A 21,193-nucleotide genomic window follows, 5' to 3' on the forward strand; every position below is an offset into this window, starting at 1 on the left:
ATGAACAACCTTTTGAAGACCTGTATAATCGATGACGATTCTATCTATCGATTCACCATGGCTAAAACACTTGAGTCTACCAAATTGCCTGTAGACATCATGGTTTTTTCCGATGGAGAAGAAGCCCTTAATTTTATACTGGCCAACCTTGGTAAAGATTCCGAACTACCGGATGTTATTTTTTTAGATATTGATATGCCTGTGATGGACGGTTTTCAGTTTATGGAAGCATATATGAAAGTAAAAAACAATGTCGGCAAACATATCGCTATATTTATGGTCTCTTCTTCACTCGATCCAAGAGATATCGCCAAGGCAAATAAGATCAGTGCTATTTCCGATTATATCGTAAAACCGGTGGGATCTGTTCGACTTAAATCGATTATCGAGATGTTAATGGAAGAAAAGAAAAAGGCTTCGTAAAGCTAGACCGATTGTTGTTGAAGCAATAAGAAAGTGGCTATTTGCTGAATAGTTATTCAAGCACCTATTCTTTCTCCTCTATTTTGTTTCCATTTCTCAAACTCATCCCGTATTTTTTCATCAACAAGCGGATAAAGACCTATTATCGATGTTCCGCCTTGCACTTTTTGCATTACGAATTCCTCGAACAAGTTCATCTGCAGGCACTCATCGGCAACTTGTTCAACAATGGCAGCAGGTATGACCATAACACCGTCATCATCACCAACCACCATATCTCCCGGAAATATGGCCACATCACCACAACCAATAGGTTCATTAATAGCAATCGCCTGATGTAACGTTAAATTCGTAGGTGCTGACGGTCTTACATGATAAGACGAAAAAGGTAAGTCTGCAATTTCGGCCGAATCACGAAAACCACCATCGGTTACGATTCCTGCAACTCCCCTAACCATCAATCGGCTTACCAAAATAGAACCTGCTGACGCGGCCCTGGCATCTTTTCTACTATCAATGACCAAAACGGCCCCTTGCGGGCACTCTTCCACCGCCACCCTTTGTAAGTGTTTGGAATCGCGGAAGACCTCGATCGGGTTCAAATCTTCACGTGCCGGAATATATCTTAAGGTATAGGCCTCGCCCACCATCGTTGGTTTGTTCAATTTAAGCGGCCTAACACCTTGAATAAATTGATTTCTCAACCCTTTTTTATAAAGACAAGTAGCAATTGTCGCTGTACTCACTTTTTTCAATTTCTCTTTGATCGAATTCTGAATAGCCCCCATATTGATTTTCTCTGTATTTAATGTATTAAGCATTATGCCAAGTCTCCCTTAAAAAAGCCAAATCTTTTTTCATGTATCTAAAAACCTCTTCCTTTTTTATAGTCAATTCAGCGGCGCCGTGCTCCGCGCCGCCGAGGTCGTATTCTAAATGTAACGATATGGGCACATTGATTCCATACTTTTTAAGTAACGAAAAGTACCGTGGAAAATCAACCATACCCTCGCCTAAAGGTGTATTTATGGGTTGCCACTTACCGTCAACAGTTCCCCATTTGAAATCTTTGATGACTATCGATTTTATAAAAGGTTGTATCAGTCGCAACCCAAGTTCCCAACTGCTACCACCTTCAACAACGGCGTGCCGAATATCGTATTGACACCCCATATGTGCTTCATCCGCTTCTTTCAAAATAGGTGGCAAGTCCCATATCGGGGCACCCACGTGGTTACCGGCATGATTTTGGTAGCCCCCGATCAACCCCAACTGCTTATTAAGCCTTGCTACATTCTTGAATTGTTGGCCAAAAATGGTTTGGCTTTCGGCAATGGTCCTATCTATAGGGTAATCAAGCCAGCCCGTTCGATAATGGGTAAAACCCAAATTGCTTGCAGTTTCCAACACCAATATCTGCTCTTTATTCGTTACATCTAAAACATTTGTGGTCATCGTTCTTGTCTTGAGACCAAACTTTCTCATTGCCAAGGCAGCTTGTGGCAAATCGTCTTTAACCCGTTCGGGCAGTACATGCCCTTTCGGCCTTACAGTCAAATCTATGCCGTCGAAACCTAGTTGAGCCGCAACCTCTGACATACCGTTATAATCAAGAAATTGTAGATGCTTTGAAAAGATATGAACTTCAACATCATCGTTCAATGAAGTAGCATTTTCATAAAACGGATTAGAAATGCGAATTAATGGAGTTGCAACCAATGCACTAGCCGATAGTTTTACAAATTCTCGTCTTGAAAACTCAGAACTTCCTTTTTTCATTTTTAAGAGGTCTTTTTTGGGGTTAATCGATTGTTTTTGTGTTAAAAATTTGTCAGTCTTACAAATATACTTATTTTTGGTAAACCAATTTGGTTAACCAGTTTTTTTATTCCTATTGTTTTACACAATTATGGTATTTAAAAGCGATACTAACCGCAGAATTTATTTTTTTTAAAATGAAAAAGGCATTACTTATTCTATCTCTATTTTTTTCACTGCTATCGTGTAGTAAAAAAACTACTTCGGCTTCTATTAAAGTAAGCGATGTTAAAGAGTTGGCCGAGGCTATTTCCAAAGCTAAAGCCGGAGATAATATAGTTTTGGCAAATGGTATTTGGAAAGATGTTCAGATTAAATTTATAGGAGAAGGAACAAAAGATAAGCCAATTACCATTGAGGCCGAAACGTCTGGAAAAGTATTTATTGAAGGCCTTTCTAATTTAGAGATCGCTGGAAATTATTTAATTGTTAAAGGGTTGTATTTCAGAAATGGTCATACACCTACTGACAATGTAATTGCATTTAGAACAAGCGAAGAAAAAGTAGCCAATTACTCTAGAGTCACGAATTGTGTTATTCTAGATTACAATCAGCCTCAACGTGATAGCGATGATCTATGGGTTCAGTTTTATGGCACACACAACAAATTAGACCATTGTTATATTGCAGGTAAAACAAATGGAGGCCCAACGGTTAGAGTTGATTTAAAGGGAAATCAAAGTATTAGAAATTATCACCAAATCGTAGATAATCATTTTGGTCCAAGACCTAGAAAAGGTGGTGCTAGAGGAGAGACCATTCAACTAGGCAGCAGCTTTACATCTATGTCACCAAGTAATACAACTATTGCCAATAATCTATTTGAAGAATGTAATGGAGAAGTTGAGATTATATCAAGCAAAACAAACTTTAATGAGATTAGAAACAATGTATTTTACAAAAGTGAGGGATCTGTTGTAACACGCCACGGTAATTACGCTGTTATAGATGGCAATTATTTTATTGGTGATGGTGTGAATAAAAACTATGGTGGAATAAGACTTGTAAACACAGGGCATTGGGTTATTAATAATTACTTCTATAATATTATTGGTGAAAACTTCAGAAGTCCATTAGCAGTGATGAACGGTATTCCAAAGTCACCATTAAACAGATACAACCAAGTTACAGATGTGGTAGTTGCCTATAACACCTACATAGATTGTAAATCGCCATGGCAATTTGGAGTAGGAACAAATATTGAGCAAACAGATGTGCTACCTCCATCAGAAATACGTTCTGCGAGAGCTCTTAGAACTGAAGTTGCCAATAATATTATTTATAATAAAATAGGTGATAAAAATGTAATTGTTGAACACGACAAGGCCGACGGAGTTCGATTCAATAATAACATTATTTATAATCAAGGTGAAGATTTCATTGATGCGGCAAGAATTCAGGCAACTGAATTCGACGTAATAAAAGTTAGCGATTACATTTATTTACCTAAATTGACAAGTGAATTCGATATATATAAAGGATTTGGGTTTGAAAAAATCACAAAAGACCTTTTTGGAAATTCTAGAGAAGGAAAAAACTCAATTGGGGCAACGGTTCAAGGCGAATTTAAAGACCCAAATATTTTAGACAAAACAAAATACGGAGCTGATTGGTATTCTAACATTATAGAAGCTAAGGAGCCCAAGGTTATAGAGGTTACAGCCGGTGAAGGGGATTTCGAAACTAAAATAGCTACTGCTAAATCGGGCGATATTATTGCTTTGAATCCAGGAAAGCACTTAGTATCAAAAGCTATAGTAATTAACAAAACAATTACAATTCAGTCTAAAGAAAGTGACAAAGCTGAAATCGTATTTACCGGAACAGACAATACACCAGTATTTGAATTAAACCCTTACGGCATCTTACATATTAAGAATGTGGTGCTCACAGGAAACGGTAAACAAAAAGCTTTTTCAAACTTAAAAGAAAATATGTCAAATCACTTTGGACTAACAGTTTCAGGGTGTGATATCAATAATTTCAATTATGTTTTAAAAGCATACAAGCAAACGTTTGCCCAAGAAATTACTTTTGAAAACACGGCTATTTCCAATTGTAAAAATGGTATAGAATTATCTGAAGAAACAAATGATAAAGGAGATTATAATGTGGAGTTTTTGACTATTGATAACTGTAGTTTCGAAAACGTCGATCAAAACGTGATAGATTATTATAGAGGCGGATATGACGAGTCTACCATTGGAGGAAATCTGTTGGTAACAAATTCCGATTTTATCAATTGCGGATCCAAGGAGGAAAATGGAATTTTATTGAACACAAGAGGTATTGTAAACGTTGAGATTTCAAATAATACTTTTAAAAATAATCCTGTAAAATTAGTAGCATTGCTTTGGGGGGCGAAAAATAATTCACATGCCAATAATCAAATTACCAACTCCGGTAAGATTAAGGTTGAAGAAAACCTGAAGATGAAATTAATGTATTAGAGCTAGACAGACTAAACCATCTTAAAATGAAAAATTACATATTTGCTACAATTGCTCTATTTGCACTATTTGCCTGTAAAGAAAAGCCGAAAAGTAGTTCAACTTCAGATACCACATCTGAAAATACCGTAAAATACCCAAGCGATGTTATTCCATTTATGGATGAGTGGAAGATTCTTTTAGGTGACGGAACGCACTCTGAAGACTTAATCAATTATGAGAAAAAAGGTTTTTTTTATGTGGAGAAGGAAAATGAAACTAACTGGGTAGTTTACAAGACTCCTAATTCGGGTGTTACCTCTAGAACTTCAAGCAATACAAGAACCGAGTTAGGACAAAAAAAACATTGGATACCAGAAGACGGCGGTAAATTAACAGGAACGTTAAAAGTGCAGCATGTTTCAACTTCTGGCGATGCAAGAGTCGCTGCTTCATATTCAGTTGTAGTTGGACAAATTCATAGTGATGAAGGACATGAAAACGAACCTATAAAAATCTTTTATAAGAAATTCCCCGGACACACAAAAGGCTCTCTTTTTTGGAACTATGAAATCAATACAAAAGGAGATAATTCAAAAAGGTGGGATTTTTCTACAGCAATTTGGGGGTATGACATGTCGGTGGTGGGATCAACTGCGGATACATATCCGGCAGAACCTGAAAATGGAATTCCATTAGGTGAAGAATTCAGTTACGAAATCAACGTGTACAAAGGTATTATGTATCTCACATTTACAAGGGAAGGACACGAGACCATTAAATTCACAAAAAATTTAGTGAAATCAGATTTTGCAAAAAAAGAAGATATTCCACAGCAAATATGGACATTGTATGCATCGATTGGTCGTGATGGAGTGGAACGTGAAAGTGCCTATGCCGGTGAAATAAATTATTTCAAACAAGGCGCATATAATCAAACAAACGGAAAGAAACCTGAAGATAATATGGTTTGGAGTACTGGATCTGAAACCTATAATGGTGATATAGCAAAACAATATGCAAACGGAAGTTATACCGAAGTTTGGTTCAAAGAAGCGACTGTCGGAGAAGGAACACCCCCAAGCAATTAATACAACAAATATTTCCAAAAGTAATCTTCGTTAAAGACACTTCAAGGTTTAGAAAAAGCCTGTATAAAGTTTGGGAGAAAAAAGAATTTAATTTTTAAATGTAATCTTAACAAAATATGCTTCGGAAAATATCATTCAAGTACAACGTGATTTTTTTCGAAAGAGAAACCGCAGCTGCTGCAATTAAAAACCAGTAAACAATCAACTGCTAACGACCCATATTATGGAAGTAGTGACACCTAAGAAACCATTCCTAAAAAAAATACTGGCTTTAATATTAAGCTTTGGCCCTGGTATTTTTGCTATTGGATATACCATAGGTACCGGTAGTGTAACGGCTATGATTGTTGCTGGTAGTAAATTTAATATGGAATTGTTATGGGTGCTTTTAATAAGTTGTATTTTCTCTGGAATTTTAATGTTTGCATATGGTAATTATGCATTGATTACAGGTGAAACAGCGCTTTACGGCTTTAAAAAACACCTAAAGTTCGGTAAAACTTTGGCCATATTAGTCATTATAGGAATTACGTTTGGGCAATGGAATTCATTAATGGGAATCTTAGGAATTTCTTCTAATATTATTTATGAAATATTAGCGATGAATTTTGAAGGATTAAGCGCCTTTAAATATGTAACCGTTTTAATTACGGCGATTGTTATAATCGTTGGGTTCTACCTCTTAATGCTGGTGGGCAAGTATACTTTTTTTGAAAAGATATTAGTCATTTTTGTAACCTTAATGGGGTTGTCTTTCGTATTGTCATTATATTTTGTACAACCGCTTTCTATTGATGTAGCAAAAGGGCTCATACCAACTATACCAGATGTCCCTGGTGGTAGAATGTTAGTTGCGGCTTTTGTAGGTACGACAATGGCTTCGGCTACTTTTTTATCGCGACCGCTATTTGTAAAAGGGAAAGGTTGGACCATTAAAAACTTAGACCAACAGAAAAAAGATTCCATTACTGCGGCTATATTGATATTTGTCATTAGTGGTGTAATAATGGCAGTAGCGGCTGGTGCACTGTTTTACGAAGGCAAAACAGTTACGCAAGTGTTGGATATGGCGAATACCTTAGAACCCGTTGCTGGCAAGTGGGCCGTTTCTATTTTCTTCTTTGGGGCTTTAAGTGCGGGGTTATCCTCTATCTTTCCTTGCTTATTAATAGCACCGTTATTAATTGCTGATTATCAATCGGGAGAATTAGACACAAATTCACGTCAGTTTAGAATTATAACTGCTATTGCTTGTTTGGTGGCTTTAATTGGTCCTGCGTTTGGAGCAAATCCTATCGAAGTTCAAATTTTATCCCAGGTATTTAATGTGTTTGTGTTGCCAATTGTAATACTCGGAATTATTCTCATGTTAAGTAGCAAAAAGGTAATGAAAGATTATACAACCAACATAGGTGTTTATATTGGAATGTATGGAGCGTTGTTCTTTTCATTAGTGATTTCATACAATGGTATATTAGCACTTTTAGATTATTTCTAATAATTAATTAAGATTAAAAAAATGAATAAAAAAATTATCGTATCAGCAGCAATGTTCTTAGTTGTAAGTCTTGTTATAGTACTCAGCGGCTGTAAAGATGCGGCCAAAGAAACAAATACGACAACTACGTCAGCCAAAAGTAAAAATGAAGTAGCAAAACCCGTTTACGCCAGTGAGGTTATTCCATTTTTTGATCATTGGAGCTTGATTTTAGGTGATGGTTCAAATGCAGGTATTGCAAATAATTTTGAAAGCAAAGATTTCTTTTATACGGTAAATGATGGTAATAACGATTGGATTGTTTTTAAGACTCCTAACGGAGGTAACACCCATGGAACTTCGAATAATACACGAACCGAATTGGCTCAGACAAAAAAGTGGTATCCGAAAACAGCTGATGATAAATTGACGGCTACACTTAAAGTGATGAACGTATCTGCTACTGGTGATGCCCGTGTGGCGGCTTCTCATGCTGTAGTGGTCGGTCAGATACATAGTGCAGATAATCATGAAAACGAACCGCTAAAAATATTTTATAAAAAATTTCCCGGGCACACCAAAGGTTCGGTTTTTTGGCATTATGAAATCAATACGGCAGGCGATGATAATTCTGTAAGATGGGATTTTTCATCGGCTGTTTGGGGCAATAACTTTTCTTTTGTTGGTACCGAGGCAAACACACCTCCCGAAGAACCTGAAGAAGGAATTGCCTTAGGTGAAGAATTTAGTTATGTAATCGAAGTTAAAGACGGTATTATGAGCTTAAAATTTATAAGTGAAGGCCATGAAACCAAAACGTTTACCAAAAACCTAATCAAATCGGAATACACCACAACAGCAGATATACCAGAGCAAACACAAAAACTATTTGTACCAATTGGTCAAGATGGAGTAGAACGAAAAAATGCTTATGCTGGTGAAGGTTGTTTTTTCAAGCTCGGAGCCTACAACCAAACAAATGGAAAGTCTCCTGAAATAAATAAAAACTGGTGTTCTGGTGCTGAAACTCATGGGGGAGATATTCAAAAACAATATAAAGACGGAAACTATGCCGAAGTGTGGTTTAAAACGGCAACTATAACGGTAAGTGATAGTGCCGTGTCGAATCAAGGCTATTTTACTAAAAATGATAAAATAAAATAATTTAGGAATATGATGAAAACCAATAATAAATTAAGCGGTAAGAATGTTCTAATAACCGCTGGTGCACAAGGCATTGGAGAATCAATTACCAGGCATTTTATTGATAGCGGTGCCAATGTTGCCATTCACTATTATTCTAGTGCCGATACTGCGACCCAATTGGTTGAATACGCGACCAGCAAAGGACAAAAAGGGGTTGCTATAGGTGGTGACTTAACAAAAGAAGCCGATGCGAATGCAATGGTGGCAGAAACAATCGAAGCGTTTGGTGGCCTGGATATTCTGATCAATAATGCGGGCTCCCTTGTCGCACGTAAGATGCTAAACGAAATGGAGGCTGGGTTCTGGCAAAAGGTAATGGACATCAATCTCACATCAATGATGTTTGTGACCCGAGCTGCATCGCCTTATCTAGCTAAGAATGACCATAGCAGTATAGTTAATCTGGCGTCGCTCGCTGGGCGCAAAGGTGGTCATCCGGGGTCATTAGTTTACGCTACCAGCAAAGGTGCTATTCTAACGTTCACGCGAGCACTTTCTACAGAACTGGGGCCTCAAGGCACTAGAGTTAACGCTGTAGCTCCGGGTCTTATACTTGGCACGTCATTTCACAATACTCATACCACGAAAAAATCAGCAGCCGCGACAACCGCAAGTATTCCGATCCAAAGAGCAGGTAACGCAGCTGATGTAGCACGGGCAGTTATATATCTGGCGTCTGAATACGACGGTTTTATTACCGGTGCTACACTCGATATCAATGGTGGTGTTTACAATATGTAGGTCGTCATTCCAAAATATGTGATGGAACACTATTCACAATGAGAAATAAAGTAGATATTCTTCATAGAATTTGTAATGGTTATTATTGTTATTTTGTGTCCAGTTCAAGAGCGTCTGTACCGATTAATATGAATAACACAAATGGTTTTAAAATGAACTTAGTAGTTGTAGAGCCTATCACAAATGTTTTTATACTAATAGATTCGGTAAAATTGAAGTAATTGGTGATAAAAAATGCAATATTGTAAACCTTTATAATTCAGAGCCTACTTTTAAAGTAGAAACGCTTGATATTTCCAAAACCTCTTCCTCGAAAGGAAAGGGCACAAAAAATAATGAAGTTGGAGCATTTGCTAAAAACTAACTATGAAACTATCGGCAAACAACATATTAAGATTCATAATAGCCGTACTTGTTTTTACAATCTTTTCTTGTAAAAAAGAGAATGCTCCGGTGTCAGGTCAAAAGACAGAAGCAAAAAAAGTTATGTCGGCAGAACATCCGAATTTAATACTTACGGCACAGGGTGTAAAAGACATAAGAGCGCAATTAGGTAATATTCCAATTTTTGACAATACTTTAAAAGCGGTTCAAGAAGAAATAGATGCCGAAATTGCATCAGGAATAGAAGTACCTATTCCGAAAGATTATTCAGGAGGCTATACACATGACCGTCACAAACGTAATTTTATAGTATTACAGAAAGCTGGGGTTTTATATCAAATTCTTGACGATGAAAAATATGCCAAGTACATAAAAGACATGTTGATGCAATATGAGAAAATGTACAAAACACTACCGCTGCATCCAAAAACGAGATCTTATGCCAGAGGCAAATTGTTCTGGCAATGTTTAAACGATTCTAATTGGTTGGTCTATGTTAGTCAAGCATACGATTGTATTTATAACTATTTATCTAAAGAAGAGCGAACCAAGCTCGAAACAAATTTATTCAGACCATTTGCAGACCATATCTCGGTAGACAGTCCACAGTTTTACCAAAGAGTCCACAATCATAGTACTTGGGGCAATGCCGCCGTTGGAATGATAGGTTTGGTGATGAATGATCAAGAATTGATAGATCGTGCTTTATATGGTATTAAAGGGGTGAACTTAGACAAGACTGCAAAAGATGATGATGGTGGATTTTTAAATAAAGATGGAAAAGCAGGTTTTTTAGCTAATATAGAAGAGCCCTTTTCACCAGATGGCTATTACAACGAAGGGCCATATTATCAAAGATATGCCATGTATCCTTTTTTAATTTTTGCGGAAGGCTTGCATAATGTAAAACCGGATGTTAAGATTTTCGAGTATAAAAAAGGTGTACTTCTTAAGTCTATAAATGCGCTTTTGAACTTATCGGATGCAGATGGTGATTTTTTTCCACTTAACGACGGGCAGAAGGGAATGTCGTTTTACAACAGCGCACTGGTAACGGCCGTAGATATTTCGTATCATTATGGAAACCAAGACCCTGGCTTATTAAGTATTGCGGAAAAGCAGAACCGCGTTTTATTAGACGATTCAGGTTTGGCCGTAGCACTTGGTATTAAAAACGGAAAAGCTAAACCATTTGACAAGAAGTCAATCAATCTAACGGATGGACCCGAAGGAAAACAAGGGGGAGTTGCAATTTTAAGAAAAGATGATATAGAGCTTGTATTCAAATATGCAGCACAAGGCTCGAGTCATGGTCATTATGATAAATTATCCTATTCATTGCATGAAAAAGGAAATGAGGTTTTACAAGATTATGGATTGGCACGTTTCGTAAACATTGAGCAAAAAGGCGGTGGTAATTATCTGAAAGAAAACAAAACGTGGGCCAAACAATCAATTGCTCATAATACACTTACCCAAAATGAAACTTCCCATTTTCAAGGCAAGTATGACATTGGAAGTCAGTATCATTCCGAACTGCACTATTTTGATAAGAAAGATAGCGAAGTTCAGGTGGTAAGCGCGAAAGAAGCCAATGCCTATCCCGGAACGGAAATGCATCGTACCATGGCAATCATCAAGGATAAAAATTTCGAAAAACCTTTTCTTTTGGATATTATGAAAGTAACATCCGATAAAGAAAACCAATACGATTTCCCTTTCTATTTTATGGGGCAGGTAATAAAAGTCAATTTTGAATATAAATCTCCTGTGCCAAGCATTCTTGGCAAAGAAAATGGCTATCAGCATTTATATGTGGAAGGAATTGGAAAGCCTACCTCGGAAAGCAGCACCTTATCTTGGTTGGGCAACGGAAATTTTTATACCTTGACTACGGTTACAGATACATCCGACGAATTGCTTTTTACCCGTTTAGGCGCAAATGACCCAGAATTTAACCTAAGAAGGGATGCAGGGTTTATGATTCGAAGAAAAAACACGAAGAATACTACATTTGCATCCATCATTGAATCACATGGAAATTATAGTCCGGTAACAGAATCTGCTTTGAATTCCAATAGTAGCATTAAAGCACTAAAAGTTGTTTATGATACAGATGAATACACAGCGATAGCAATTACCAATGTAAATGACCATACAAAATTATTTATAACAGCAAATAAAAACGCTTCAACGGAAGCAAAACACACATTAATAATAAATGGTAGGAATTTTGAATGGTCAGGTTCTTATCTATTAACAGAAAACAAATAAATTAAAATTTATGAAACGATTTAGTGAAAAGTATGTCATCGCAAAAGAAATGAAATGGGAAGAGCTTGGTGGAGGAGTATCAAGAAAGTTCTTAGGTTACGATAACCAAATAATGATGGTAAGAGTTAAATTTGATAAAGGGGCATTAGGTTCCCCACACCAACATTTTCACACGCAGGCGACCTATTGTGTTTCTGGTAAATTTGAGTTTGAAATTGATGGAGAAAAGCAGATTGTAGAAGCAGGGGATGGTGTGTATATCGAACCTAATTTATTGCATAGTGCAATTTGCTTGGAAGAAGGTGAGTTAATTGACACATTTAGCCCTGTAAGAGAAGATTTCTTAAGTGGTGATGGGGTATCTTATTTTGGCGATAAATCATAAGGAAAAAGCTACCAACCACTACCAGAGGTTAATAATAGTAATTTTATTATGCAAACCCTGTATACATTTCATCTCGTCTGATGCATAGGCGAGATTTATATATAAAGTGATGCAACCGAACTTTAATTCCACTTTTCCAGTATCACACGATGTACCGCCCCATATGAAGTCTGTGGCATCGCTTGGCAATATTGCCCTTCAAGCCAGCAGACATGACCGTGGGGGTGGTTCATTGGCCTAGACCACTTCCAGGGGTTCAATTTTGACTTTTAACGGAGGTGTGACGAAAGCGGTCAGAACTAAAAGTTTATGTTTAAACCCATTGTGCCCCTTTCGCTACCTCCTTTCATGATATCTTTATAAATGGCGAGATTCTAAAAAAGATGACTAGTGCTTCACCATTTGGCAGCTAAGGTACCGCCGAATAAAGCACCAATACGATTGCCATCCTTACTTCTTGTGAAACTTTGTTTATTACTGGGGCAGACATCGTCATGAACGACAAACTTATCTTTTCCTAAAAAATTACACTCAAATTCTCCCTGATCATCAATTTTAAAAGGCCATTTCTGCTAAATTGACAAGTATCTGAATCATAAAGTTTTAAATACGCTTTGTTTTAACAAAGTAATAACATATATTTGGTCAACCAATTTGGAAAACCAATTTGGAAAACCAAAAATAAAGACAAATTAGATTTTAACACATTAGAATTTTACCTATGAAATAAGAAAATAGCAAAAAAGAAAAGGACGGGCGCACACCCATCCTTTTTCTAAAAGATTACCTCATTTTGAAAGGAAGTAATACTAAAGACAATCGCATAGCAACTAACTATACGACCACTACAAAGGTATAAAAATTCGTTGACCTTATAAGAGGTTCTATTTAGTTAGTACACTGCAAAAACAAGGTGATCATAAACATCACATCAAGAGTACTGCCCAACTTAAAGTACTTACTCACTTTAATACTAACTTAATAAGAATCACAGATGAATTTTAAAACAAAACTAACTTTAATCCTACTGTTGTTCATCAACGGTTTACAGATGATGGCCCAAGACGGCACTGCCTTGACAGGTACGGTCGTTGATGCCGAGAATGTGCCTGTTCCCGGAGTAAACGTCATCATAGTCGGTACCACTACGGGCGCAGCGACAGACTTCGACGGAAATTATACAATTCAAGTAAGCAATGGAGACGTACTACAATTCTCTTATATCGGGTTCGTTACCAAAAATATTATTTACGACGGGCAATCCACTTTAAATGTCACATTAGAGGAAGATGCTGCCCAGCTTGAAGAGGTTGTTGTTGTGGGTTATGGCACACAGAAAAAATCTACCTTGACAGGTTCGATCTCAAAAGTTGTCAACGAAGATTTAGACCAAATTGCGGTATCAAGGGTTGATGATGCTTTAGTGGGTCAGGTATCTGGGGTCAATATCCAAGCAACCAATGCCGAGGCTGGCGGTGCACCTACCATTACTATTAGAGGTATTGGGTCTGTAACGGCTGACTCAGGACCTGCATTGGTTGTTGACGGTATAGTGGTCAGTTCAGACTTTCTTGGCAATCTTGATATGAACGATGTTGAGTCGTTTGAGGTTTTAAAAGATGCCGCTTCTGCCGCTATCTATGGTAGTGAAGGGTCTAATGGTGTCATAATGATTACTACAAAGAGTGGTAAAGCTGGGAAAACAAAATTTAGCTATCAAACCTATACAGGCTATAAAAAAGCACATGGCAGTGATGATTATAGAAAGAGTGTTGCTGATTGGGCGGCAATTGAGCAAGCGGCAACAGGCTCACTTTCAAATGAAACGCAATATGCACAATTATTAGTTGCAACCACTGGAGTTGACAGAGATTGGCAAGATGTTTTCTTTGACGGGGGTACCGTATCAAGTCACTCCTTTTCTGCAAGAGGTGGTACAGAAGATACGAAGTTCAGCTCATCTTTAAGATACCTAAGTGATGATGGTGTTGTAATAACCGATGACTATAAATTATATACAGGGAGTTTGAAAGTGGATTCTAAATTAGGTAAAAAACTAAGATTTGGACTCAACGCCACTCCGTCGTACACCAAGCAAAGACGCTTACCAACATCAATACATAATCCGATACGTCAATCACCGTGGCTGCCCATTTATCATACGCAAGAATCACTTCAGTTTATCGATAGAGATGCGTATCCAAATGTTGGTGTAGGCGATTACTTCTTTGAAAACCATCTGTTAAACTTAGACCTTACTGGTGACGGAAGCACAAGTAGACCACGTACCTCTGGTGATTCGAATCCGTATGCGCAGTATGTCGAGCGTGAGCATTATGAGTTTAACACCAAGCTATTTGGCTCCACCTATTTAAGCTATGACATTTTAGATGGGCTTACGGCAAAAACATCGTTGGGGGTTACTCTGGAACATAGAAAGAGAACACGGTACGATGGAACCAAGTACCATGCTAGTGGCAACAGTAATGCAGCCTATTATTTGGCAAATAGATTCAGGTCTAGATTGATTAATGATAATACCATAAATTATAGCAAAACCTTCGGTGAAAATCATGATCTCAATTTACTGGGGGGTATGACCATACAGCGTAGAATATCCGAAGAAAGCATCACTACCGGCAGTGGATTCTCTAATGATTTGTTGAAAAACTTTCAAGGAGCCACGCTGGTTGATATCCCCACCGAAACAAACACTGAACTGAAAAAATTAGGATATTTTGCAAGGGTCAACTACGCCTACGCTGGTAAATATTTATTCAATGCCTCTTTTAGACGTGATGGTAGTTCAGTTTTTGGTATAGATTCTAAATGGGGTAACTTCCCTGCAGCATCCATAGGTTGGAACGTACATAGGGAAAACTTCCTGAGCAATAGCAATTTGATAAACACTTTAAAGTTCCGGGCCAGTTACGGTCTAACGGGTGCCGAGAATTTTAATGTTGGTGACGACGTTGTAAATGCGTGGCCCTATTTAGCCTTGCTACAGAACTCAAACGCAGTTACCGATGGAAGTGTATCTGCGGGTGTTTCACCACGTAATATTGCAAATGCATTGTTACAATGGGAAGCTTCGCAAGAACTCTCCGTGGGAATGGATTACGGGTTTTTCACCAATAGAATCTCAGGATCGTTGGATTATTACCAAAGAACCAGTGATGAATTACTGCTAAACAACCCTGTCTCTTATCTCACTGGGTTTAATAATGGTATAGTGAATTTAGGTAAAGTGCAAAACACAGGATTTGAACTTGAGTTGCGCACCAAAAATATAATCGGCGAGAAATTTTCCTGGAATTCAACTTTGATTGCATCCACCAACAAAAATGAATTACTCAGTTTTGGTGATTCCAACAACGCATTGGTCGAAGATGATTACGGCAGAAATTCACAATGGATCAATCGCATAGGTGAACCGATATCTTCTTTTTGGGGCTATGTAGTAGATACCGAAGCTTATGACGATACTGAATTTAGAACAACCTATGTTGACAATCCTTGGAATCGAATTAACGGTGAAGCCGATGATACTATTGTTAAAGATTTGAATGGTGATGGTTTAATTACCGATGAGGACAAAACTATTTTAGGAGACCCCTATCCAGATTTGGTCTATAGTTTTACCAACGAATTTAAAATAGGGGATTTTGATTTTTCTTTTATGCTTCAAGGAAGCCTTGGAGCTCAGGTAAATAATATTGGAGATCAATACTTCTTCAATTGGTTCGGAAACAGAACCAGAAGTGGAGGTGAAGCAGAAGCCGTTGCCAATGGTCTTGTTTCAGATGTATCTTTCATTCAAGAAAAGGTATTGACCAGTGAGGTGATTGCCAGTGCAGATTACTTTTCATTACGAAATATAAACATCGGATATAATTTTTCAGATGATGTAACATCTAAAATAGGTATTGCTGGTTTAAGGCTTTACGCTACTGCCCAGAATTTAATCTATGTTACTGCTGATGATTATCACGGTTTCAACCCGGAACATATTGATGGTAGTAACCCTAGAGCTTATGGTTCACAAAGAGCCGGTACGCCCATATTTAAAACGGTAACCTTCGGTCTGAACATTGACTTTTAATCTAAAAAAATAAACGATGAAAAATATAAAGTATTTAATTTTTGCCGTAACAGTGTCCATTCTTGTTTCCTGTGATACTGAGGAGTATTTAAATCCATTGCCCGATACGGCAGTTGCAGTAGATGCCTTCTTCCAAACTGATTCAGATGTTTTGGCAGGAGTTATAGGAATCTACGATGCCCTTCAAGGGGTAAATGAAAATTTAATTAGCAATATTGGCGACGCCAATAGAGGAGTTCAATTTGAACACCTTTTGACCGAGCATAGAACCGATAATACGAGAAATGCCACGCTCGAAGGTTCAAAGGCCGATTTTCACAGATATACTGTTAATGCCAACAATGTGGAATCAGAAGATTATTACGCTTCCATGTATGAAGTTATTTTTAGGGCAAATAATATCTTAAATTTTATTGATTTTGCAGACGCAGGTAATCAAGCACGATATACAGCCGAAGCTAAATTTTTAAGGGCCTATGCCTATTTTAAGTTGGTTCGAATGTTTGGTGATGTACCCTTGTTAACTACAGTAGTAGGCCCAACAGATAATGAAGCCCTTTTTACGAGAATCCCGGCAGTGCAGGTTTATGCTCAAATTGTAGCCGATTTACAAGAGGCAGTAAATGTATTGGACAACTCCTCTAAATCAAGAGCGTCGAAAGCCGCTGCACAAGGAATTTTGGCAAAAGTATACTTAACACAGCCAAGCCCTAACTTTTCAGGTGCTCAGCAAATGTGCGAAGCTATTATTAACGGCGGGGAGTTTGATTTACAAAGCAACTATAGCGATGTATTTTATTCTGAATTGAATGACGAAATTATTTTTGCCATACAATACGAAACGGGTAATAGTGTTGAAAGTCAAAGTTTTTCTTCTGAATTCACGTCTGGAGGTCGTCGTCAAGGACAAGAAGATGGTCAAAACATTGTCAATGATAACCTCATAGCAGATTTCGAATTAATCGGAGGAAATAGAACAGCGGTTTCATATATGACATTCCCTGATGCCACCGAAGTGACAAAGTTCTTGCCCGACGGCTCTGATGTTACTACCTCACCCCCTACTTATGGTGGTAGTTCCCGTGATGCCGGCAACGATTATATCGCTTTGCGTTATGCAGATGTGCTATTAATGCATGTTGAAGCAATTATGGCCGGTGGGGCATCGACCAACAGTGCTGCCGCATTGAATTCTTTCCAAGAAATAAGAGACAGGGCAGGTTTAACAGCTACCGTTACCAACATTACAAAAGAAGATCTCTTACTAGAAAGAAGAGTGGAATTGGCTTTTGAAAACCAGAGGTGGTTCGATTTGCTACGGTTTGGCGTTGCAGATGCGGTTTTAAGTGCACATGCTACCGAAATGGGCTACGTCTTTGATGCCAGAAAATTACTACTACCCATTCCAGCAAGGGAAATAAACATAAGCGGTGGCCTTTTAACACAGAATCCAGGATATTAAAAAATAAACTTTTAAGAAATGAAAAATAAGAGAAATATTTTCCGCAAGACAACCTTGTTGCTCGTAAGTGTAATGGTAACAAGTTCATTTGTTGGTTGTGTCGGTTCTGATTTATTTAGAGATGATTTGCCAGATGCCAACTCTAAAGTCGATACTGTATTTCCAGAAGCGAATTTTGATTATACGGCAGACCAACTTGAATTTACATTGATAAATTTCACTGACCTTTCTACTGAAGCATCAAACTATGAGTGGGATTTTGGTGGAGGAGCCACTTCAACAGAACGCGACCCATCCCATACATTTGCCGGAGAAGGCACGTACCCTGTTACATTGATTGCCAGTGATGGTAATGGCGAAACTTCAACGATTACCTTGGATGTAGAAGTTGTAAACGAATTAATCTCAGCATTTGAATGCCCTGATTTTTTATGTGACCCCAGAACCCCATGGGGAGGTGGAAGAGGTACAAGTACGTATTCGGCCAGTGCTTCTCCAACCCCTCCAGAAGGAAACGGTGCAGCTAAATTAAGTAGTTCTTCACAATTTCTTGATCAAACCATATTGGTAGTTGCCGATGCTGATTATGAAATAACTTTTTGGTATGTAAGTAAAAGTTCTGGCACGTCAGCTGGTGCACTATTGATTGAAGATGCGGATAACGGTGACGACTTCTTGAATGAAGGTATTCCTTTATCGCCTGATGCTTCAAATTACGTAGCCATATCGTACAGAGTTAAAACGGGTCCAGCTACGGAGAACATGAGATTTAATATTGAATATGCAGGCACTGAAGTTAGATTTTCTAAAATCAGTATAGACAGAATTAAATAATTACTGCTATTGAAATGGTATTTAGAAACGAGAGTTACGTTTTACTATCCAAGTTTCTATGGTAATTAATCAAGTATTAGATGTATTTGTCTTTGTTGAAAATGGTAAAGCTTATTCGACAATAATAATTTCAACAGGGCGAAATAAAAAACAAACAAATAAAAAATTATGAATTTAATTAACAAAGGAATAAGTGCCTTGCTAATAACTGGCCTTATAATGTCTTGTGACGAAGATGCTTATACCCCAATTGCCCCAATGGATTCATCGGGTGGTGAGACAATGAGTGTTTTTTCAAGTTTTGATGCATCTCCAAGTGGCGATGGCACTATAATGACGGTAACACCCGTATCTGTCGGCGTTGATTCTTATATAGTTGATTTCGGAGATGGAAGTAGTCCTGTGACAATTCCAGAACAGGGTGGTTCCGTTTCTTATGATTATCCCAACACAGAGGCAGAGGTTGACTATACAATAACCGTAACTACAAAAGCAGCGGGTCAAAATGATATTACTAAAACAAAAGATGTTACTGTGACCCATACTCCGATAGCTATAGCATCAAGAGCTGCTTCACCAACAGGAGATCATCATGATGTATTTGCCATTTTTAGCGATGGCATTGATTACGATGGTGGCCTTCTTGGCTACAGGGAAAAATTAAGTGCCTTTGAAACCGCTAAGGTCGTTACTTCAGAGGCAGGTAACTCGGTACTCGAATATTCTCGTTTGGGAACCGACACTGCAGTTATTTCTTTTGGTACTGAAGACAAACCTGAGAATGTTGTTATTGCCGATGCTTTTGCCGAGGGAGTTGGTGCAACAAGTATTCACTTTGATGTTCATTCTGTATTTTCGGAAGGAATTGATAAATTGAAAATCACTTTGATAAATGGTGATACAGATGATGAATATGTTCTTGATGGTATAGATTTGACAGATGGTGAATGGGCTGGTTTAGATTATGATTTAGCTACTGCTTTCTCTGCACCTGTGATTCGAATTGATGAAATAAAATTTGAATTGGGAACAGGTGGTACCGCAAATGACCAGGCAACTATCAACGTAGACAATATTACCTTATCAAAGGCGCCCAGTGCAACAATTGTAAATGGTAATTTTGATTCAAGTTCTTCACAATGGAAGCCAGCCATTTTTACTGATGGAAGCACTAGTGGCTTTAATGGAAGTTCTGATGGTTCTTGGACAAATTATGACGGTTCTCCCAACGGAAGTAAAACAAGTGGAGCCAAATGGAGTAATAGTACTTCGGCCGGACCCTATGCTAGTGCCAGTACTAGATATGCCTACCAACCACTAACCTTAGCCCCTGATACTGATTATATCTTAGAATTTGAATACGCTATAAAAGATGATGAAGCAACCGATCCTGTCGGAGGCAGAAGAATGGTAGCGGTAGTTCTTGATGGTCACTTTATTGATGGCGCCGATGCAGTCGCTGCTGAAAATTCGGCTTTAGGCAGCCATGTTGGAACTGTAGCCGAGGGAAAATTCTCCGATACCGTAGGTACATTGGTTCAAGTACCATTTACTTCCAATGAAAGTGGTGAAGTTGCTATATGGCTTTATGCTATTACCTCTGTAGATGGTTGGATGGATAATGTTAAAGTTTACCCAGCACCATAATCAAATGAGAAACTTCCAAAAAGAACTATTTGTATGTATAATACTATTCTTTATATCTGTCAACGCTACTTCTCAAAGCAAGAAAAGTGGCGTTACAGAGTCGGATGTCAAAATTGAAAAAAAGAAAAAGAATAAAAAAAAGAAGGTAAAACTACCAGAAATCGATTTGAGTAACTGGAAGGTAACGATACCAGAAGGCAAAGGAAAAGGAGGCGCTATCAGTGTTGAGCCACCAGAAATATTGGATTATGCTACAAATGAGACCTTAAAACCTTATATGTACAACGATTCCACAAAGGGGGCACTGGTATTTTATGCTTATCCAACCGCTGCTACCACGGCGAATACCAAGTATTCAAGATCAGAGCTGAGAGAACAAATGGTTCCGGGCGATGATAATGTAAACTGGACATTTAAGCAAGGTGGAACATTGAAAGCGAAGATTGCGATGAATAGTGTTTCCCGTGATAAAAATGGTAAATACCACAAAGTAATAATACTGCAGATACATGGGCGATTGACAAATGAACAACGAGATTTAATCGGCCAGAAAGATAACAATGCGCCTCCAGTATTAAAGATTTATTGGCAGAATGGTAAAATTAGGGTCAAGACCAAGAAACTTAAATTTCCTGGGGTAAATGCAACAGGAATATTGCACGAAGAAGCTTGGACCGATGATGACGGATTTAATTTTGAGGAGGAAGTAGGTTTTAGAAAATTTCAGATTGAAGTAAAAGTTTCCGACGGAAAAATGGTAGTTATATTGAACAAGAGTGAATTTGCAGTTTATGAAAATGCCAGCATTAAAAGATGGGGAATCTTTGAAAACTATTTTAAAGCAGGAAACTATTTTCAAAGTAGGGACGAGGGTTCGTTTGCCAAAGTGAATTTTTATGAATTGGCGGTCGGTCATTGAA

General features: G+C 37.9%; 15 protein-coding genes. 13 read left to right on the forward strand and 2 right to left on the reverse strand.

Going from position 1 to position 21,193, the window contains the following annotated elements; translation table 11 throughout:
- A complete protein-coding gene (locus tag AACZ88_RS19800) occupies positions 1 to 423 on the forward strand; it encodes a response regulator (protein ID WP_339714220.1) in 423 nt (140 codons plus the stop codon).
- A gap of 56 nt (positions 424 to 479) precedes the next feature.
- Here the strand turns inward: AACZ88_RS19800 and AACZ88_RS19805 are convergent, their stop codons facing one another.
- Both AACZ88_RS19805 and AACZ88_RS19810 read right to left on the reverse strand, forming a co-directional pair.
- Entirely contained in the window at positions 480 to 1,244 is a 765-nt protein-coding gene (locus AACZ88_RS19805; protein WP_339714223.1) for a ribonuclease activity regulator RraA, read from the reverse strand.
- Positions 1,237 to 2,202 carry a TIM barrel protein gene (locus AACZ88_RS19810; RefSeq protein WP_339714226.1) on the reverse strand — a complete coding sequence of 322 codons (966 nt, stop codon included), beginning with the start codon at positions 2,200 to 2,202 and terminating at the stop codon, positions 1,237 to 1,239. The genes AACZ88_RS19805 and AACZ88_RS19810 overlap by 8 nt, the downstream gene beginning before the upstream one ends.
- 176 nt (positions 2,203 to 2,378) lie before the next feature.
- Between AACZ88_RS19810 and AACZ88_RS19815 the strand changes: the two genes are divergently transcribed.
- The 12 genes from AACZ88_RS19815 to AACZ88_RS19870 all read left to right on the forward strand — a co-directional run bounded on the left by AACZ88_RS19815 (position 2,379) and on the right by AACZ88_RS19870 (position 21,192).
- Positions 2,379 to 4,691, forward strand: a complete 2,313-nt coding sequence (locus AACZ88_RS19815; protein ID WP_339714228.1) for a chondroitinase-B domain-containing protein — start codon at positions 2,379 to 2,381, stop codon at positions 4,689 to 4,691.
- A gap of 26 nt (positions 4,692 to 4,717) precedes the next feature.
- Positions 4,718 to 5,761 (forward strand): polysaccharide lyase family 7 protein, encoded by a 1,044-nt coding sequence (locus tag AACZ88_RS19820; protein ID WP_339714231.1) that lies wholly within the window; start codon positions 4,718 to 4,720, stop codon positions 5,759 to 5,761.
- A 223-nt stretch (positions 5,762 to 5,984) separates the two neighbouring features.
- The gene (locus AACZ88_RS19825) at positions 5,985 to 7,259 is read left to right on the forward strand and encodes an Nramp family divalent metal transporter (RefSeq protein ID WP_339714233.1); all 1,275 of its coding nucleotides are present in this window, start codon (positions 5,985 to 5,987) and stop codon (positions 7,257 to 7,259) included.
- A 21-nt stretch (positions 7,260 to 7,280) separates the two neighbouring features.
- A complete protein-coding gene (locus tag AACZ88_RS19830; RefSeq protein ID WP_339714235.1) occupies positions 7,281 to 8,402 on the forward strand; it encodes a polysaccharide lyase family 7 protein in 1,122 nt (373 codons plus the stop codon).
- A gap of 9 nt (positions 8,403 to 8,411) precedes the next feature.
- A complete protein-coding gene (locus tag AACZ88_RS19835; protein ID WP_339714238.1) occupies positions 8,412 to 9,185 on the forward strand; it encodes an SDR family oxidoreductase in 774 nt (257 codons plus the stop codon).
- Positions 9,186 to 9,551: 366 nt separating this feature from the next.
- Positions 9,552 to 11,843, forward strand: coding sequence for an alginate lyase family protein (locus AACZ88_RS19840; protein ID WP_339714240.1), 2,292 nt, complete (start codon positions 9,552 to 9,554; stop codon positions 11,841 to 11,843).
- A gap of 10 nt (positions 11,844 to 11,853) precedes the next feature.
- Complete coding sequence (locus tag AACZ88_RS19845; protein ID WP_339714243.1) at positions 11,854 to 12,228, forward strand: cupin domain-containing protein; 375 nt, start codon at positions 11,854 to 11,856, stop codon at positions 12,226 to 12,228.
- 994 nt (positions 12,229 to 13,222) lie between these two features.
- Positions 13,223 to 16,330 (forward strand): TonB-dependent receptor, encoded by a 3,108-nt coding sequence (locus AACZ88_RS19850; protein WP_339714246.1) that lies wholly within the window; start codon positions 13,223 to 13,225, stop codon positions 16,328 to 16,330.
- A 16-nt stretch (positions 16,331 to 16,346) separates the two neighbouring features.
- On the forward strand, positions 16,347 to 17,792 hold the full coding sequence (locus AACZ88_RS19855; RefSeq protein WP_339714249.1) for a RagB/SusD family nutrient uptake outer membrane protein: 1,446 nt from the start codon (positions 16,347 to 16,349) through the stop codon (positions 17,790 to 17,792).
- Between the two features lie 18 nt (positions 17,793 to 17,810).
- On the forward strand, positions 17,811 to 18,626 hold the full coding sequence (locus tag AACZ88_RS19860) for a PKD domain-containing protein (protein ID WP_339714252.1): 816 nt from the start codon (positions 17,811 to 17,813) through the stop codon (positions 18,624 to 18,626).
- A 168-nt stretch (positions 18,627 to 18,794) separates the two neighbouring features.
- Positions 18,795 to 20,273: a hypothetical protein gene (locus AACZ88_RS19865; RefSeq protein ID WP_339714254.1), complete on the forward strand. Its 1,479-nt coding sequence runs from the start codon at positions 18,795 to 18,797 to the stop codon at positions 20,271 to 20,273.
- A gap of 4 nt (positions 20,274 to 20,277) precedes the next feature.
- Complete coding sequence (locus AACZ88_RS19870; protein ID WP_339714256.1) at positions 20,278 to 21,192, forward strand: polysaccharide lyase family 7 protein; 915 nt, start codon at positions 20,278 to 20,280, stop codon at positions 21,190 to 21,192.
- Position 21,193: the final 1 nt, after the last annotated feature.

This window comes from uncultured Kriegella sp., assembly GCF_963975415.1.
Classification (GTDB): domain Bacteria; phylum Bacteroidota; class Bacteroidia; order Flavobacteriales; family Flavobacteriaceae; genus Kriegella.

Excerpts from the sequence above, each read along its gene's own strand:
- AACZ88_RS19830 (WP_339714235.1), top strand. The coding sequence starts at position 7,281 with ATGAATAAAAAAATTATCGTATCAGCAGCAATGTTCTTAGTTGTAAGT.
- AACZ88_RS19805 (WP_339714223.1), bottom strand. The coding sequence starts at position 1,244 with ATGCTTAATACATTAAATACAGAGAAAATCAATATGGGGGCTATTCAG.
- AACZ88_RS19865 (WP_339714254.1), top strand. The coding sequence starts at position 18,795 with ATGAATTTAATTAACAAAGGAATAAGTGCCTTGCTAATAACTGGCCTT.
- AACZ88_RS19820 (WP_339714231.1), top strand. The coding sequence starts at position 4,718 with ATGAAAAATTACATATTTGCTACAATTGCTCTATTTGCACTATTTGCC.
- AACZ88_RS19815 (WP_339714228.1), top strand. The coding sequence starts at position 2,379 with ATGAAAAAGGCATTACTTATTCTATCTCTATTTTTTTCACTGCTATCG.
- AACZ88_RS19810 (WP_339714226.1), bottom strand. The coding sequence starts at position 2,202 with ATGAAAAAAGGAAGTTCTGAGTTTTCAAGACGAGAATTTGTAAAACTA.
- AACZ88_RS19870 (WP_339714256.1), top strand. The coding sequence starts at position 20,278 with ATGAGAAACTTCCAAAAAGAACTATTTGTATGTATAATACTATTCTTT.
- AACZ88_RS19835 (WP_339714238.1), top strand. The coding sequence starts at position 8,412 with ATGATGAAAACCAATAATAAATTAAGCGGTAAGAATGTTCTAATAACC.
- AACZ88_RS19800 (WP_339714220.1), top strand. The coding sequence starts at position 1 with ATGAACAACCTTTTGAAGACCTGTATAATCGATGACGATTCTATCTAT.
- AACZ88_RS19850 (WP_339714246.1), top strand. The coding sequence starts at position 13,223 with ATGAATTTTAAAACAAAACTAACTTTAATCCTACTGTTGTTCATCAAC.
- AACZ88_RS19845 (WP_339714243.1), top strand. The coding sequence starts at position 11,854 with ATGAAACGATTTAGTGAAAAGTATGTCATCGCAAAAGAAATGAAATGG.
- AACZ88_RS19825 (WP_339714233.1), top strand. The coding sequence starts at position 5,985 with ATGGAAGTAGTGACACCTAAGAAACCATTCCTAAAAAAAATACTGGCT.
- AACZ88_RS19855 (WP_339714249.1), top strand. The coding sequence starts at position 16,347 with ATGAAAAATATAAAGTATTTAATTTTTGCCGTAACAGTGTCCATTCTT.
- AACZ88_RS19860 (WP_339714252.1), top strand. The coding sequence starts at position 17,811 with ATGAAAAATAAGAGAAATATTTTCCGCAAGACAACCTTGTTGCTCGTA.
- AACZ88_RS19840 (WP_339714240.1), top strand. The coding sequence starts at position 9,552 with ATGAAACTATCGGCAAACAACATATTAAGATTCATAATAGCCGTACTT.